General features: G+C 64.1%; 18 protein-coding genes and 1 pseudogene. 8 read left to right on the forward strand and 11 right to left on the reverse strand.

From position 1 onward, the window contains the following. The coding region (locus tag VN004_RS11045; RefSeq protein ID WP_325609893.1) for a carbamoyl phosphate synthase small subunit at positions 1 to 780 on the reverse strand (780 nt) is incomplete at its 3' end. 76 nt (positions 781 to 856) lie between these two features. Here VN004_RS11045 and VN004_RS11050 point away from each other — a divergent pair. Both VN004_RS11050 and VN004_RS11055 read left to right on the forward strand, forming a co-directional pair. Beyond that, complete coding sequence (locus VN004_RS11050) at positions 857 to 1189, forward strand: YnfA family protein (protein WP_325609894.1); 333 nt, start codon at positions 857 to 859, stop codon at positions 1187 to 1189. Between the two features lie 106 nt (positions 1190 to 1295). After that, entirely contained in the window at positions 1296 to 1748 is a 453-nt protein-coding gene (locus VN004_RS11055) for a GatB/YqeY domain-containing protein (RefSeq protein WP_325609895.1), read from the forward strand. A 139-nt stretch (positions 1749 to 1887) separates the two neighbouring features. Here the strand turns inward: VN004_RS11055 and gcvA are convergent, their stop codons facing one another. Continuing rightward, positions 1888 to 2814, reverse strand: a complete 927-nt coding sequence (gene gcvA / locus VN004_RS11060; RefSeq protein ID WP_325609897.1) for a transcriptional regulator GcvA — start codon at positions 2812 to 2814, stop codon at positions 1888 to 1890. Between the two features lie 104 nt (positions 2815 to 2918). On the opposite strand from gcvA, the gene VN004_RS11065 reads away from it, so the two are divergent. Then, positions 2919 to 3146 carry a hypothetical protein gene (locus VN004_RS11065; protein ID WP_325609899.1) on the forward strand — a complete coding sequence of 76 codons (228 nt, stop codon included), beginning with the start codon at positions 2919 to 2921 and terminating at the stop codon, positions 3144 to 3146. A 53-nt stretch (positions 3147 to 3199) separates the two neighbouring features. Next, the gene (locus tag VN004_RS11070) at positions 3200 to 3991 is read left to right on the forward strand and encodes a crotonase/enoyl-CoA hydratase family protein (protein WP_325609902.1); all 792 of its coding nucleotides are present in this window, start codon (positions 3200 to 3202) and stop codon (positions 3989 to 3991) included. Here the strand turns inward: VN004_RS11070 and VN004_RS11075 are convergent. After that, entirely contained in the window at positions 3976 to 4656 is a 681-nt protein-coding gene (locus VN004_RS11075) for an FABP family protein (protein WP_325609904.1), read from the reverse strand. The two genes, VN004_RS11070 and VN004_RS11075, sit on opposite strands and share 16 nt — an antisense overlap. Positions 4657 to 4688: 32 nt before the next feature. Beyond that, positions 4689 to 5159 (reverse strand): lysozyme inhibitor LprI family protein, encoded by a 471-nt coding sequence (locus tag VN004_RS11080; protein ID WP_325609907.1) that lies wholly within the window; start codon positions 5157 to 5159, stop codon positions 4689 to 4691. A gap of 131 nt (positions 5160 to 5290) precedes the next feature. Here VN004_RS11080 and VN004_RS11085 point away from each other — a divergent pair, with 131 nt between their 5' ends. Continuing rightward, a complete protein-coding gene (locus tag VN004_RS11085) occupies positions 5291 to 5527 on the forward strand; it encodes a hypothetical protein (protein ID WP_325609908.1) in 237 nt (78 codons plus the stop codon). 2 nt (positions 5528 to 5529) lie between these two features. Continuing rightward, a complete protein-coding gene (locus VN004_RS11090; protein ID WP_325609911.1) occupies positions 5530 to 5994 on the forward strand; it encodes a phage holin family protein in 465 nt (154 codons plus the stop codon). A gap of 181 nt (positions 5995 to 6175) precedes the next feature. On the opposite strand, the gene ppa is transcribed toward VN004_RS11090, so the two are convergent. The 7 genes and pseudogenes from ppa to VN004_RS22515 all read right to left on the reverse strand — a co-directional run bounded on the left by ppa (position 6176) and on the right by VN004_RS22515 (position 10492). Continuing rightward, positions 6176 to 6712 carry an inorganic diphosphatase gene (gene ppa, locus VN004_RS11095; RefSeq protein WP_325609914.1) on the reverse strand — a complete coding sequence of 179 codons (537 nt, stop codon included), beginning with the start codon at positions 6710 to 6712 and terminating at the stop codon, positions 6176 to 6178. Between the two features lie 68 nt (positions 6713 to 6780). Next, positions 6781 to 7770, reverse strand: a complete 990-nt coding sequence (locus tag VN004_RS11100; RefSeq protein ID WP_325609915.1) for a tripartite tricarboxylate transporter substrate binding protein — start codon at positions 7768 to 7770, stop codon at positions 6781 to 6783. A 151-nt stretch (positions 7771 to 7921) separates the two neighbouring features. Continuing rightward, entirely contained in the window at positions 7922 to 8674 is a 753-nt protein-coding gene (cnbZ, locus tag VN004_RS11105; RefSeq protein ID WP_325609917.1) for a 2-amino-5-chloromuconate deaminase CnbZ, read from the reverse strand. A 155-nt stretch (positions 8675 to 8829) separates the two neighbouring features. Continuing rightward, a pseudogene (locus VN004_RS11110) lies at positions 8830 to 9026 on the reverse strand (NADP oxidoreductase); the annotation flags it as partial. A 3-nt stretch (positions 9027 to 9029) separates the two neighbouring features. Then, positions 9030 to 9812 (reverse strand): N-formylglutamate amidohydrolase, encoded by a 783-nt coding sequence (locus VN004_RS11115; protein ID WP_325609919.1) that lies wholly within the window; start codon positions 9810 to 9812, stop codon positions 9030 to 9032. A gap of 36 nt (positions 9813 to 9848) precedes the next feature. Continuing rightward, positions 9849 to 10184 carry a BrnA antitoxin family protein gene (locus VN004_RS11120; RefSeq protein WP_414710275.1) on the reverse strand — a complete coding sequence of 112 codons (336 nt, stop codon included), beginning with the start codon at positions 10182 to 10184 and terminating at the stop codon, positions 9849 to 9851. Further along, on the reverse strand, positions 10082 to 10492 hold the full coding sequence (locus tag VN004_RS22515; RefSeq protein ID WP_414710274.1) for a BrnT family toxin: 411 nt from the start codon (positions 10490 to 10492) through the stop codon (positions 10082 to 10084). Before VN004_RS22515 ends, VN004_RS11120 begins: the two co-directional genes overlap by 103 nt. Positions 10493 to 10622: 130 nt before the next feature. Here VN004_RS22515 and dnaG point away from each other — a divergent pair, with 130 nt between their 5' ends. Together dnaG and VN004_RS11130 are read left to right on the forward strand one after the other, a co-directional pair. Beyond that, positions 10623 to 12560 carry a DNA primase gene (dnaG, locus tag VN004_RS11125; RefSeq protein WP_325609922.1) on the forward strand — a complete coding sequence of 646 codons (1938 nt, stop codon included), beginning with the start codon at positions 10623 to 10625 and terminating at the stop codon, positions 12558 to 12560. A gap of 486 nt (positions 12561 to 13046) precedes the next feature. Beyond that, positions 13047 to 14090 (forward strand): RNA polymerase sigma factor region1.1 domain-containing protein (locus VN004_RS11130; RefSeq protein WP_414710276.1); only part of this gene is annotated, 1044 nt, incomplete at its 3' end.

Below are 14090 nucleotides of genomic sequence, written 5' to 3' on the forward strand. Positions count from 1 at the left end.
CGCCGGATCGCCTGGCCCGTTCGACAGGAACACCCCGTCCGGCTTGAGCGCCATGATGTCCTCGGCGGATGTCGTCGCCGGCACCACCGTCACCTTGCAGCCATTTGAGGCGAGGAGGCGCAGGATGTTGCGCTTCACCCCGTAGTCGATCGCGACCACATGGAATTCCGGATTGTCGACGCGCGAATAGCCCTTGCCCCAGGCCCATTCGCCTTCATCCCAGGTGAAGCGCTGCGCACTCGTGACCATCGGCACGAGATCCATGCCGACGAGGCCCGGCCATTCGCGGGCTTCCTTCTTCAGGGCGTCGAGATCGAACTTGCCGGACGGCTCGTGCGCGATCACCGCATTCGGCATGCCCTTTTCGCGGATCAGCGCGGTGAGGGCGCGAGTATCGATCCCGGACAGCCCGACAATGCCGCGGGCGCGCAGCCATTGGTCGAGATGGCGGGTGGCGCGGTAATTCGACGGATCGGTGATGGCGCCCTGCAGGATCACCCCGCGCGCGCCGGGCGTCGCCGCCATGTTCACCGTCTCGATATCTTCATCGTTGGTGCCGACATTGCCGATATGCGGGAAGGTGAAGGTGATGATCTGGCCGGCATAGGACGGATCGGTGAGGATCTCCTCATAGCCGGTCATCGCGGTGTTGAAGCAGACTTCGCCGACGGCGGAGCCGGTGGCGCCAAGGCCATGTCCTTCGAGGACGGTGCCGTCGGCCAGCACCAAGAGCGCGGTCGCCTTAGGCTCCGCCCAGCCGGAATCGTGTAGGGTGTTCATAAGCGGCCTGAATAATCGTCCCGGCGCGCAATGCCAACCCCCGGACCGGCTGATCGAGCGGATTTCGGACCAAGAGATGCGAACTGCTTTCGTCTATGTCTGTGCGGCACTGGCCGAAATCGCCGGATGTTTCGCCTTCTGGGCGTGGCTGCGGCTCGGCCAGCCGCTCTGGTGGCTGGTTCCGGGCCTGATCTCGCTCGCCACCTTTGCCTGGCTCCTGACCCTCGTCGACGCCTCGCATGCCGGCCGCGCCTATGCGGCCTATGGCGGCATCTATATTGTCGCCTCGCTGATGTGGCTTTGGGCGATGGAGGGCGCGCGCCCCGACCGGTGGGATCTCATCGGCGCCTCGATCTGCGTCGTCGGCGCCGCCGTGATCCTGTACGGACCGCGCCCGTTGCCGACCTGATGGACCGCCGCGCTTGATTTTGCGCGCATGGGCGGTACATGCAGGCGGAACTGCGGTGCCGCCCGCTTCGGTATGACCGAGCCGCAGCGCTGAAGGAGAACAGTCCATGCTGCGCGACGACATCAACAACGCCTTGAAAGAGGCGATGAAGGCCAAGGACGAGCGCAAGATCGCGACGTTGCGCATGATCAACTCGACCTTCAAGAACGCCGATATCGAGGCCCGCGCGACCGGCAAGACGCTGTCCGATGCCGATCTTCTCCCCGTGCTGCAAAAGATGATCAAGCAGCGCCAGGAATCGAAGGAGCTCTACGAGAAGGGCGGCCGGCCCGAACTCGCGCAGCAGGAAGGCGAGGAGATCGCGATCATCTCGTCCTATCTGCCGAAGCAGATGTCGGACGCCGAGGTGACGGCCGCCATCGACGCGGCGATTGCCGAGACCGGCGCTGCGTCGATGAAGGACATGGGCAAGGTGGTCGGTGCGCTGAAAAGCAAATTCGCGGGCCAGATGGATTTTGCCAAAGCCAGTGCGTTGGTGAAGCAGAAGCTCGGCGGGTAAGCATCATTCCCGTCCTCGGTCGTCCCGGTGCAAGCGGGGCACCCAGCGTCAAGGCGCCATGCATTCGCTTGTGGCTTTCCCGATTCCCGCTGCGCGGGAATGAACGGAGATTGCGCCTGCGCGCTGGGCGCGCCCATCATCAGCCCAGCTGATCGTGCGGATCGAGCTGCTCGACTTCGCTTTTGATCCAGCGGCTGAACGCCTCGACGGCGCGCCGCCGTTCGCGCCTGGGATAAACGAGGTGATAGGCGCGGCCTGACGGCAGGGCGAGCGGCACCGGGATCACCAGCCGGCCGGTCCGCAAATCGTCATAGGCCAGGATGTCAGGGGCGAGCAGGACGCCCGCGCCCTCGGTGGCAGCGTTGAGCGCGTGATCGGGGCTGTCGAAATGCAGCCCGCGATCCGCATCGACCTTTCCGACCTTCGCCGCGCGAAACCAGTCGGCCCAGGTCGGTATGGTGACGCGCTGCGCCAGCGTGTCGTCGTGAATGAGCGGCATCCTCGCGATCGTCTGCGGGGTGAGCGGGGTGGTGTTATCGATCAGGCGCGGACTGCACACCGGCACGAGCTTCATTTCGAACAGCCTCTCGACCACCAGAGATGAATCGGATGTCGCGCCGACCGGCATGTTGCGGACCGCGATGTGTACGCCGTCGGTCGTGAAATTGGCGTTCTGGATCGAGGAGGAAATGCGGACATCGATGTCCGGATGGTCGCTCGTGAAGCGATAGAGCCGCGGCACCAGCCACTTCGACGTCAGTCCCGGCGAGGTGCTGACGACCAGCACCTGCTGGCTGACCGAACGCTTCAGATCGGCCAGCGCATCCGCGATGTGAGCGAAGCCTCTCTGGATGCCGGGATAGAGCATCTTGCCGGCCGGTGTGAGTGCGATCTGCCGCACGCCGCGTTCGAACAGCTTGACCTGCAGCACGTCTTCGAGACCGCGGAGCTGATGGCTGATCGCGCCCGGTGTGACGTTGAGCTCCTGCGCCGCCTTGGTCAGGCTCAGATGCCGCGCGGACGCTTCGAAGGCCCGGAGCGCGTTCAGCGGCGGAATTGAATGCATGAGATTATCTCACGAATAGAGCGAGTTAATATCGTTTGTAAGATAGCTAAACCGGGCCGAAATAGAAACCTGCTTCGAGAAATCCTCATTTATGGAGGCGGGTTATGAGTGACTTTGCAGAATCTGACGCTTCGGCCTTGCGCACCGCCGGCGCCGGCCGGCTGATCGATGCCCTGCGCGGCATTGTCCTGGCTCCCGTCCGGCTTCTCCGCGATCGCAGCGCCGCACGGGCGGCGAGGCGCGACCTGTACCTGTCCGATCTGAAGCTGACCGATGACATGGAGCGACAGATCACGGCGCGGCTCACGGGCAACCGCAGCTTCAGGCCGTGACGCTGCCGGCTGCTTGAGCCGTTTGCGGACGTGATCACTTGGAAAGATCCAACATGACTGAGCTGGTGTTGAACGAACGGCGCGGGGCGATTGCGCTTGTGACGCTCAATCGTCCCGAAAAACTGAATGCCCTGAACTATGCGCTGATTGACCGCCTGATGCAGATCCTCGACGCGATCGAAGACGACGGGAGCGTGCATGCGGTCGTGCTGACCGGCGCCGGCGATCGTGCGTTTTCGGCCGGTGCCGACATTCACGAGTTTTCCGAAAGCATCAGGAACGGTCCGGATGCGGCGCTGAAGGCCTTCGTCCGGCGCGGTCAGGCGATGACGTCGCGTCTGGAGTCGTTTCCAAAACCCGTGATCGCTGCGGTGAACGGGATCGCCTTTGGCGGCGGCTGCGAGATCACCGAAGCCGTTCACCTCGCGGTCGCGAGCGAGCGCGCCTCATTCGCAAAGCCGGAGATCAATATTGGAATTCCGCCGACATTCGGTGGAACGCAGCGCCTGCCGCGCCTCGCCGGGCGAAAGCGCGCGCTGGAATTTCTCCTCACCGGCGACGCGTTCACCCCGCAGCGCGCCTATGAGATCGGTCTCGTCAATCGCGTGGTCGCCCGCGAAACGCTGCTCGAGGCGTCGTTCGAGCTGGCGGAGCGCATCCTGCGCCATTCGTCGCTCGCCGCCGCGCGGATCATCGCGGCCGTGACGCGCGGCCTCAACGCCTCCATCGCGGAAGGCCTCGCGATCGAAGGCGAGCAATTCGCGCGCATGGTCCCGACCCGTGATAACCGCGAAGCGCTCGATGCCTGGATGAGCCGTCGCGCGCCGCGCTACAGCGGGTGCTGAGCCGCCGGTTTCGGGACCCCCGCCTTGTTCGCCAGGATCAGCATGAGCGGATTCTTCTGCGCCGGCCCGATCCGGTGCAGCGTGTTGCGGTCGGTATGGTCGAAGGCGGGCTCGGCGCCGTGCACCGCGAGCATCGTGTGCGTGACGTAGGACCAGGTGTCGTCGGCATTGCAGGTGATGTCGATCCGGTAGCTGTCGGTCCGGAACGCCATCTCGAGAAAATCGGTCGAGCAGATGCCGTAATCGGTCGCGCCGCGCTCCGATGAGACGGAGAATGTCCTGTCGTTCGCCTTGGCGTGGCCGCAGGCCAGCGCGACCTGACCGCGCGGGATCGCGAGCGTCTGCATGATGACGCCGGTCGCCGGCTCCCACAGCCAATAGCCGACCTGTTCGTGGAAGGTGATGTCTTCCTCGGCGGTGTTGATGTGGATGTGGTAGCGCATCCCGTAGAGCAGCTGCGGACCGTTGGTCTGCGGATCGATCGGCTGCATGTGGATCGTCTCGATGAAGACGCGCCGCTCCGGTCCGTCGGCCTTGGGGTTGAGGTCGACGCCTTTCTCCGCGCGCCACACGCCGGCCAGCGGCCGCAGCGGCCCGAGATTGGCGAGCGTGTCCGGATCGACATCCGATGGCTCGGTGAAGATGTCAGGCCGCGCGATCACCATGATCCTGTAATCCCGATTTGCATTCCGGCTTGCTAATGCGGGTTCACCCCGGCGCCGAGCTTGCGAAGCAGCAGCGCGCGGTTGGCCGTGATCTGCATCCGGCAATAATTGGCGTCGCCCGGCAAAAAGCCCGGTTCGATCTTGTCGAAGGTCGGGCACAGGGCCTCGCGCTGCGCCGCCCAGGCCTTCTCGGAATCGGCGAGTGCCTTCGTGATCTCCTTGAAGCCGCCGGCGCGCACGTGCTTGCCGGCGGTTTCCAGGATCGCATTCCAGACCGCAAGCTCGCGCGCCGCGCAGGCCCTGTTCTTGTCGGTATCGTTATTGGTCTTGGCTCGGCAGGGATCGGCGATGAGCCCGATGCAGGACGTGCCGAGCTTGCCATTTTTGTCCGCATTATTCAGGCAGTCATTGACGAGCTTGAGTCCAGCGGGAGCCGCCTGCTGCGCGTTCGCAACCTGCGGTGCCATCATGAGCAGCACCAAAAAGGCCAGACATTTCATCATCGATTGACCCTTTCACCCATAGGTCCGACAATCGGAGCGATTGTAGGAAGTTCGGGATGATTCCGTCTATGTCTTCGGCAAGATCTTCAGCACGTCTCGAGCGGGAGCTGGAAGCGCTTCGCCGAGAGCTTATGCAAACGCCGATCCTGGAAGAATCGGAGGCCGTCGTGGAGGCTGCGCAGAAGGCCGCAAGCAACACCGGCGGCGCACGCGCCGACATCGAGGATGTGCTGCGTGAATTGCAGGAGCGGCTCGAGGCGGCTGCGGACGACGCCGAGGATCTGGTGGTCGCGCATCCCTTCGCATCGGTCGCCGCCGCGTTCCTGCTCGGCGCGCTGGTTGCCGGATTGATATCACGAGCGAGATGACCATGGACCGCTTCATCCACAATCTGCGTGTGCTCTACCGGGCGGAACGGGCGATCGCCGACATCAAGCTGCGCAATGTGCTGGCGCAATCCGGGCTCAACGCCGCGGCGGTGTTGCTGGCGCTGGTCGGCCTGTTGCTGTTCGAGGTCGCGGCGTTTTTCGCGCTGCTTGAGTTTTGGAGCACGATCACATCCGCGCTCGCGCTCGGCGCCGCCAATTTCATCCTCGCAGGGCTTCTGGCGCTGATCGCCGCGCGCAAGGCGCCGGGCCGGGAGCTGGAGCTCGCCAACGAGATCGAGAGATCGGCGATGGAGGCGTTGCAGAACGACGCACGGCTGATGCAGCAGCAATTCGGCTTCGTCGGCCGTTCGTTCAAGCATCCGATCGAGAGCGCGCTGCCGCTGATCGTGCCGCTCGCCACCATGGTGATCAACGCGCTGAAAAAGCCGAAGGGCGAGGCGAAATAGCGGGCGCTCCGGCGAAGCGCGCAGCCATGACGCGGCTATCTACCGTTGGTCCCCGCGCAAGCGGGGACCAAGAGTCAAATCACGAGCAGTTCCTGGCAGTTTCTGGATTCCTGCTTGAGCGGGAATGAACGGCGTTTGAGGCGCTGCGCTCGCCAAACGCGCGGGAACGAAACCGGCGCCGTCAATCCTTGTAGGGGTTGTAGCGCGCGATCGCGTCCATCACGAGCTGCTCGGCGCCGTCGGTGTCGAGCCAGCGCACGATGGTCACCCACTTGCCCTTTTCCAGATCCTTGTAGTGCTGGAAGAAATGCGCGATCTGCTCGCACATGATGGCGGGCAGGTCCTTGTAGCTCTGCACGCCGGCATAGAATGGATGCAGGGTGTCGACCGGCACCGCGAGGATCTTCTCGTCGCCGCCGGCCTCATCTTCCATCACGAGGGCCCCGACCGGCCGGCAGCGGATGACAGCGCCGGCGACGACCGGCACCTGGCTCACCACGAGGACGTCGCAAGGGTCGCCGTCGGCCGACAGCGTATGCGGAATGAACCCGTAATTGCCGGGATAGAACATCGCGGTATGCAGGAAGCGATCGACGAACAGCGCGCCGGATTCCTTGTCGATCTCGTATTTCACCGGCACCCCGCCGAGCGGGATTTCGATCACCGCGTGAATGTCCTTCGGCGGATTGCGCCCCGACGAGATGCGGGAAATGTCCATGATGGTCTCTCGGTATCGGTCCGGGGCGGGCCTGCCCCGAACCGCAGATTACACGCTCTCGCGCCGTTTTACTCGGCCTTCGCGCCCGAGAACGCCACGACCTCCGCATAGCGCTTCATCTCGCGCTTGATGAAGTCGAGCGTATCGGCGCGGGACGTTGCCATCACCTCGACGCCCTGTTTGGTCAGCGCCTCCTTCACCTCCGGCAGGTTCAGGACTTCGACGAACACCGCGTTAAGCCGGTCGAGCACGGGCTCGGGCGTTCCGCCGGGTGCGAAATAGATGAAACCGGAATTGGACTCGAATCCCGGAAAGCCCTGTTCGCCGACCGTCGGCACGTCCGGCAATTGCGCAACGCGCTTGGGATGCGCCACCGCGATCGCGCGCAGCTTGCCGGCCTGGACGAGGGGCGCGGCGTTCGGCGTGTTGGCAAACGCCATCTGGATGTTGCCGGAGATCGCGTCGGTCAGCACCTGGCCCATGCCCTTGTAGGGGACATGCACCATATTGGTGCCGGACAGCTTCTTCAGTTCCTCGGTGCCGAGATGGAACGAGGTGCCGATGCCGACCGAGCCGTAATTGATCTGGCCGGGCTTGGCCTTCGCAAGATCGAGCAGTTCCTTCAGGTTTTTCGCCGGCACGTCGTTGTTGACCACGATGGTGTGCGGCGTGACGCCGGCATAGGTGATCGGCGCAAGATCCTTCAGCGTGTCATAGGGCAGCGACTTGAACAGGCTCGGATTGATCGAGACGGTGTTGCCTACGAGCAGGATCGTATGTCCGTCCGGCGCGGCCTTCGCCACCGCGCTGGTGCCGATCTGGGTCGCACCGCCCCCGCGGTTCTCGATGGTCAGCGGCTGGTCGAGCCGTGCGCTGACCTGGTCCGACATGCTGCGGGCGATGATGTCGGAGGTGCCGCCGGGCGCGTAGGGGATGATGACCTTGATCGGCTGGGTCGGCTTCCATGCTTGCGCGAAGGCCGGTGCGGCGATGACGAGGCTTGCGACGGCGAGGGCGGTGGTAAGTGCGGCGCGGCGGGAGAGCAAAGTCGTCATCATCGAACAACTCCTGGATCGTTGTCGCTTGAGGTGAAGCTCATCATCCATGTCCGGCGCGTCCCGCGAAGGCTAAGGACCCATAACCCCGCTCTGCGAAGGGGTCCCCTTTTGGGCGGGACGACGGCTCTCTCCTGTGAGAACCGAAATCGCCCTAGAGTATCAATTCGCGCGCGGTGCCCCGCACATCCATTTCATATTCGAGGCCGATCACAGGCGGCCGCGCATAGTACCAGACGAGGCCGCCCGTGATGGCGCCGCGCTTGGCGAGTTCTTCCCCGACAAGGTGCCCGATATTCTGCACGGTGTAGGCCTGCGCCGAGACCGCGTCCGCCCAGGTGAAGCCGAGCGTCTTGAGCCGGCGCTCCATCTCCTCGATGACGAACACCACCTTCTCGCGGAGCGCTTCGGGCGAGGTGTCGCCGTAGCGCACGATGCGGTCCTTGTAGAGTTCGGTGCCCGGCCGCACGTCGCCGCCGCCCGACAGCATGAAGGTGCGCCGCGCAGGCTTCGTGACCGGCACCGTATAGGTGAAGGCGAGCATCGAAGGCGTATCCGGGCCGTGATACATCGGGCAGACATTGGTGCGCGCCACCGGATTGACGCCGTCCTTGTAGATGCCCCAGCGCTCCAGCGTCGTCACATATTGCTTGTTGAAGTCGATGAAGCCCTGATCGGTGAATTGTCCGGGCGAACGGAGTTCGCAATGCGCGAAGGCCGTGAAGGGCCGGCCGATGGCCTTGAGATGCTCTTCGATCTTCGTGAAGGCCTCGGCGAGTGGCACAGCTTTAAGAAACCGCACGCGTTCGAGTTCGAAGCCGTCTTCGGCGGCAACTCCGCCAGAATATTGAAACACGGCTGGGATGTAGCGATACCCGCCCGCGGCGAAGACGGCAGTGCCGGACATTCAACGATCTCCTGAACCTGACAATGACAAGCAACAAGGCGCCGGCGGACCGGACCCCTCGCGAGTATAGGCAGCTTGTGTGAGATGCAGCCAGCCGCTTATGCCTCGTCCGATTGCGCATCGCGAAGGGGTGCGTTGCGGCGGGCGAATTGGCGTCAGCCGAGCTTGACGAGGTGATGTGCCGCCAGCGGTCCGCCGGGACATTGCGCGAGCTGCCCGCCGATCGCGAGCGGACCGAGATCGATGCCGAAGAAGCCGAGCCGATCGATCAGTGGGCCGATCTCGGCTTTGGCAAGGCGCGGGCATCGTCGCCCGAATAGAACAGGACGCGCCGTCCGCCCTTCGCCTTCGGCGGCTAGCCGACGCCGTAGCTCTCGTCGCGCAGCCGTTTCGCCTCAGTCAGCACGCGGCACATGCGCTTTGCCCAGGCGCGCTGGTCGATTTCATTCTCGATCAGGTCGTGGCGGATCTCGATCGCGACATGCGGCAGGCCGCGCTGCTCGCCATGCACCGGGATGGTGTGGTCGTGATCGTCGCTGACCTTGTAGGGCTCCTGATCGCCGACCACGAGGTCGTCTTCCTCGCGCAGGAGCCGGAGTACGAACGCGGCAAAGCGCGAGTCGCGATTGTAGAGAACGCCCGCATGCCAGGGGCGTTGGACGCCTTTGTAAACGGGTGTGAAGGAATGCATCGCCACCAGAAAGGCCGGCCGATCCTCGCGCGCTCTGCGGTCGAGCTCGCGCGTGATCGCATCGTGATAAGGCGCAAAGATTTCGCGCTGGCGAGCGGCGATGTCCTCGTCCGTCAGCTTCACATTGCCGGGCACCGGCGTGTTCTCGCTGATCTTTGCGATCGAAGACTCCGCCGCGAACGGCCGGTTGCAGTCGATCACCAGCCGCGAATAAGGCTGCATGATCGCGTGCGCGTCGAGTTCGTCCGCCATGAAGCGGACCACCGGCTCGATGCCGACGTCCCAGGCGATGTGCCGGCGCAGCTCGCTCTCCGACACGCCGAGATCGCCGAGCTTGCGCGGGATGCGCCGGCCCGCATGGTCGGCGACAAGGAGAAAGGGCGAGGCGCCGTCGGGGCGGAGCGTGATCGGCGGGGCGGGTTCGTCGGGAGCGAGGAGTGAGGTCATGTGAGGTGCAATTTGAACATGCTGCGGCAATATTGGCTAGGCGCGCCTTTTGTCCTTGCTGCTCGCATTCATGTAGCTGCGCAGAACGGCATTGATGCGCTTCTGGTAGCCGGCTCCCCGCTTCTTGAAAAAGTCGAGCACGTCTTCATCGAGCCGGATTGAAATCGGACGCTTTTTGCTCACGACAACGACGTCATTCGACCATGCCGCCTCGTCCGCATCGGGGTCGCCGGCGACCGAAGCCTCAATGTCTTCGTCGGTGAGCGCTTTCAATCGCTCCCAGTCCGTTTCGCTTTTCCGTCGTTCGAGCCGGCCATCCTGGTGCTCGACGATGTGAGTCCCGTCGGGAAGCGAAGCAACCAGGGTGACGATGTCTTCAGCCGCTGCTTTTTTGCCCATATCGTTCCCGCTCGCTTCTGCGCGCGACCCGCGCCGAGATGATCCGCAATTTTCCGTTTCGAATGGTGAAGACCACGGCGATCACGAGACCGCGGACCGCACCGATCGTGATAAACGTCGCTCGCTGAAGCCACCGCCGACGCGCGTGTGTGCCGTGGATCGTCGAACACGGCGACGGCATCGACGAAATCAATCCCGTGCTTGGCAATGTTCGTTTGCCGTTTGCTCTCGTCCCATTCGAAACCCTCCGCAGGATCGAGAACAAACCGGTCGCCGGACATCGTTGATCCAATGTATATACAAATGTATATGCAAAATTGCAAGCTTACCTGTGTATAAGCCGCTCGTAACGCATCGATCTGTAAGCAAAGCCCTCAGATCGTCATTTGCCCGGCTATCCTACCAAGTCCCATGCGCTTTCCGCCCCAGTTCCTGGATGAAATTCGGACCCGCCTCCCGGTCTCGGAGGTGGTGGGGCGGCGCGTGAAGCTGAAGAAGGCCGGCCGCGAATGGCGCGGCCTGTCGCCGTTCAATCAGGAGAAGACCCCCTCCTTTTTCGTCAATGATCAGAAACAGGCCTGGTTCGATTTCTCCTCCGGCAAGAACGGCTCGATCTTCGACTTCGTCATGATGACGGAGGGCGTGACGTTCCCGGAAGCTGTCGAGCGTCTCGCCACCATGGCCGGGCTGCCGCTGCCGAAAGTCTCGCGCGAGGAGGTGGTGCGTGAGGAGCGGCGCAAGTCGCTGTTCGAAGTGGTCGAGCTTGCGGCGAAATTCTTCGAAGCGCAGCTCCAGTCGCGAAGCGGCGCCAAGGCGCGCGGCTATCTCGCCGATCGCGGGCTGGGCCCGGAGACGCAGCTGCGGTTTCGGATGGGATATGCGCCGCCGGACCGCTTCGCGCTGAAGGAGCATCTCGGCGAGCAGGGCGTGCCGGTCGAGGACATGATCCAGGCCGGCCTCCTGGTCCACGGCGACGATATTCCGGTGCCGTATGATCGCTTCCGCGATCGCGTCATGTTTCCGATCGCCGACTGGCGCGGACGGCTGATTGCGTTCGGCGGCCGGGCGCTGAGCCCCGATGCGCAGGCGAAATATCTGAATTCGCCGGAGACGCAGCTCTTCCATAAAGGCTCGATCCTGTTCAACGGCGCCAAGGCGCGCGCCGCCGTGCATGACGGAAAGGCGCTGATCGTCGTCGAGGGCTATGTCGACGTGATCGCGATGGTCACGGCGGGCTTTGAAGGCGCGGTGGCGCCGCTCGGCACCGCGCTCACCGAGGAGCAGCTTGGGCTTCTCTGGAAGATCGCCGACGAGCCGATGCTGTGCTTCGACGGCGACAAGGCCGGCCGGCGCGCCGCCTATCGGGCGGTCGATCTCGCGCTCCCGAAGCTGCAGCCCGGCAAAAGTCTTCTTTTCGCAATGCTGCCCGAAGGCCAGGACCCGGACGACCTGATCCGATCCGGTGGCCGCGCCGCCATGGAAGAAGTGCTGGCGAGCGCCCGCCCGCTCGCCGACATCCTCTGGATGCGCGAGACCGAAACCGCTTCGTTCGATACGCCGGAGCGGCGCGCTGCGCTCGAGGCGCGGATCGGCGAGATCATCAATGGCATCGGTCACGAGGCGGTGCGGAAATATTACCGCCAGGATTTCGACGCCCGCATTCGCGCCCTGTTCATGCCGGCCGAGGTTGCCGGCGGCTACGAGCGCGGGCGCAATTTCCAGCCGGCGCCGCGCCGGGCCGGAGGGCGCAGCGACTGGCGTGGCGCACAGCGAAACCCGCGCGCCGTATTGGGCCCGCTATCGCCAAGGCTCGGGCAAAGCCCGCTGGTTCGGGGCTACCGGAGCGCCGTCTCCCCGCGGGAGGCGCTGATCCTGATCGCCGTGATCGAGCATCCCTGGCTGCTCGAAACCCATACCGAGGAATTTGCCGAGCTCGATCTCCTGCATCCCGACGCCGACCAGTTGCGGCGTGCGATCCTGGAAGCGGCGTCCGGCGAGGCGGTGCTCGACCCGCAGAAATTGCAGGCCAGCCTGTCCCAACGGGGCCTCGACCCGCTGATCGCGCGGGTCCGGGGGGCCATCACCCACAATTCGGACTGGCCGGCGCGCCGGGGGGCCGGGGAGGCCGATGTTGCACAATGGTGGGACCACATCGTTACCTTGCATCGCAAGACACGCACGCTAAATAGGGAGCTTAAGGACGCAGAGCGCGCGCTCGGTGACGATCCGAGCGAAGCCAATCTGGCCTGGATCCGGGACGTGCAGAACAGGCTCGCGGCGCTCGAGGGAACCGAGGCGCTGATCGAGGGATTTGGGGCCTCCTCCGGGCGCCCCGTCCGTGGTGGGTGACACGTTGAGGCCCCGGTTTGTGGGGCCTTTTTTGGCGAATGGGCTTTCAGGCGTGGGGTCAAGGGGTTACGAGGTTAATCCCCACTTAATCTGGGCCTACGAGAGTGAGTGTGTTGATTCGGCCACCCGGCCGGGGCGGGACTCGCGTAAGATGCGCTGTCGCGCCATAGGATAGGGACGGTCGAAACGGCGGACCCCCGCCGCGGGAGAGAGAGCTTCATGGCGAGCAAGAGCGCGGCCAGCAAGACATCGGCCAAGGCGAAGACGTCCATCAAGTCGACGGTGAAGTCGCTTCTCAAGGGCGCTTCCGCCAAACCCGCCGCGAGGCCGGCGCCCAAGGCCAAGGAACCGGTCAAGCCCGCCGCCGCAAAAACCGCCAAGGAGACTGCAAAACCCGTTCCCGCTTCGACCGCCTCAACAACCGCCGCTTCCGCCTCCGCTCCCAAAGTCGCTCCTGCTTCGAAAGTTTCGCCGATGCGTCCTGAAATGTCCCGTACCGCAGCCCTGAAAGCCGGCATCAAGGCCGTTTCCGAGAAGGAAGCCGTCAAAGCCAAGGCCGGCGGCAAGGACGAGCCCGAGAAGGATACCGAAGCAACGCCCGATACGCCGCTGCCGCTGCTCGATCTCTCCGACGCCGCCGTCAAGAAGATGATCAAGCAGGCCAAGAAGCGCGGCTACATCACCTATGAGCAGCTCAATGCCGTGATGCCCTCCGAGGAGGTCACCTCCGAGCAGATCGAGGACACCCTGTCGATGCTCTCCGAAATGGGCATCAACGTCATCGAGCAGGACGAGGCTGCCGACGACGACGCCGAGAAGGAGGAGGATGACGACGACGAGGGCGGCGAACTGATCGAAGTCACCGCCAAGCCCCTGATCGTCAAATCCGACAAGGAGCCCTCCGAGCGCACCGACGATCCCGTGCGCATGTATCTGCGCGAGATGGGCTCGGTCGAGCTGCTCTCGCGCGAAGGCGAAATCGCCATCGCCAAGCGCATCGAGGCCGGCCGCGAGGCGATGATCGCGGGTCTCTGCGAAAGCCCGCTGACCTTCCAAGCGATCATCATCTGGCGCGACGAACTCAACGAGGGCAAGGTCTTCCTCCGCGACATCATCGATCTCGAAGCGACCTATGCCGGTCCCGATGCCAAGCTGCCGGCGCCGGTCGGGCCCGACGGCAAGCCGCTGCCCGGCTCCGAGATGGCGCAGGAAGCCTCGCCCCCCTCGGCGCCTCCCGGCGCGACTCCGTTCAAGGCTGCGCCCGCGGGCGACGCCGAGGAGAAGGACCCCGGCGAACTCGCCGCCGAAGCCGACATGGAGGACGACGAGTTCGAGAACTCGATGTCGCTTGCCGCGATCGAACTCGAACTGAAGCCGAAGGTGCTGGAAACCTTCGACACCGTCGCCAACGAATACAAGAAGCTGCGCAAGCTGCAGGAACAGGACATCGCCAACCGCCTGCAGAACGAGTCGCTGTCGCCCTCGCAGGAGCGCAAATACAAGAAGCTGAAGGACGAGATCATCACCGCG

The organism is Pseudorhodoplanes sp., assembly GCF_035565855.1.
Lineage (GTDB): Bacteria > Pseudomonadota > Alphaproteobacteria > Rhizobiales > Xanthobacteraceae > Pseudorhodoplanes.

What these genes read in the sequence shown, in the direction of transcription:
- VN004_RS11050 (WP_325609894.1), top strand. Translation starts at nt 857, where the DNA reads ATGCGAACTGCTTTCGTCTATGTCTGTGCGGCACTGGCCGAAATCGCC.
- VN004_RS11055 (WP_325609895.1), top strand. Translation starts at nt 1,296, where the DNA reads ATGCTGCGCGACGACATCAACAACGCCTTGAAAGAGGCGATGAAGGCC.
- gcvA (WP_325609897.1), bottom strand. Translation starts at nt 2,814, where the DNA reads ATGCATTCAATTCCGCCGCTGAACGCGCTCCGGGCCTTCGAAGCGTCC.
- VN004_RS11065 (WP_325609899.1), top strand. Translation starts at nt 2,919, where the DNA reads ATGAGTGACTTTGCAGAATCTGACGCTTCGGCCTTGCGCACCGCCGGC.
- VN004_RS11070 (WP_325609902.1), top strand. Translation starts at nt 3,200, where the DNA reads ATGACTGAGCTGGTGTTGAACGAACGGCGCGGGGCGATTGCGCTTGTG.
- VN004_RS11075 (WP_325609904.1), bottom strand. Translation starts at nt 4,656, where the DNA reads ATGGTGATCGCGCGGCCTGACATCTTCACCGAGCCATCGGATGTCGAT.
- VN004_RS11080 (WP_325609907.1), bottom strand. Translation starts at nt 5,159, where the DNA reads ATGATGAAATGTCTGGCCTTTTTGGTGCTGCTCATGATGGCACCGCAG.
- VN004_RS11085 (WP_325609908.1), top strand. Translation starts at nt 5,291, where the DNA reads ATGCAAACGCCGATCCTGGAAGAATCGGAGGCCGTCGTGGAGGCTGCG.
- VN004_RS11090 (WP_325609911.1), top strand. Translation starts at nt 5,530, where the DNA reads ATGGACCGCTTCATCCACAATCTGCGTGTGCTCTACCGGGCGGAACGG.
- ppa (WP_325609914.1), bottom strand. Translation starts at nt 6,712, where the DNA reads ATGGACATTTCCCGCATCTCGTCGGGGCGCAATCCGCCGAAGGACATT.
- VN004_RS11100 (WP_325609915.1), bottom strand. Translation starts at nt 7,770, where the DNA reads ATGATGACGACTTTGCTCTCCCGCCGCGCCGCACTTACCACCGCCCTC.
- cnbZ (WP_325609917.1), bottom strand. Translation starts at nt 8,674, where the DNA reads ATGTCCGGCACTGCCGTCTTCGCCGCGGGCGGGTATCGCTACATCCCA.
- VN004_RS11115 (WP_325609919.1), bottom strand. Translation starts at nt 9,812, where the DNA reads ATGACCTCACTCCTCGCTCCCGACGAACCCGCCCCGCCGATCACGCTC.
- VN004_RS22515 (WP_414710274.1), bottom strand. Translation starts at nt 10,492, where the DNA reads ATGTCCGGCGACCGGTTTGTTCTCGATCCTGCGGAGGGTTTCGAATGG.
- dnaG (WP_325609922.1), top strand. Translation starts at nt 10,623, where the DNA reads ATGCGCTTTCCGCCCCAGTTCCTGGATGAAATTCGGACCCGCCTCCCG.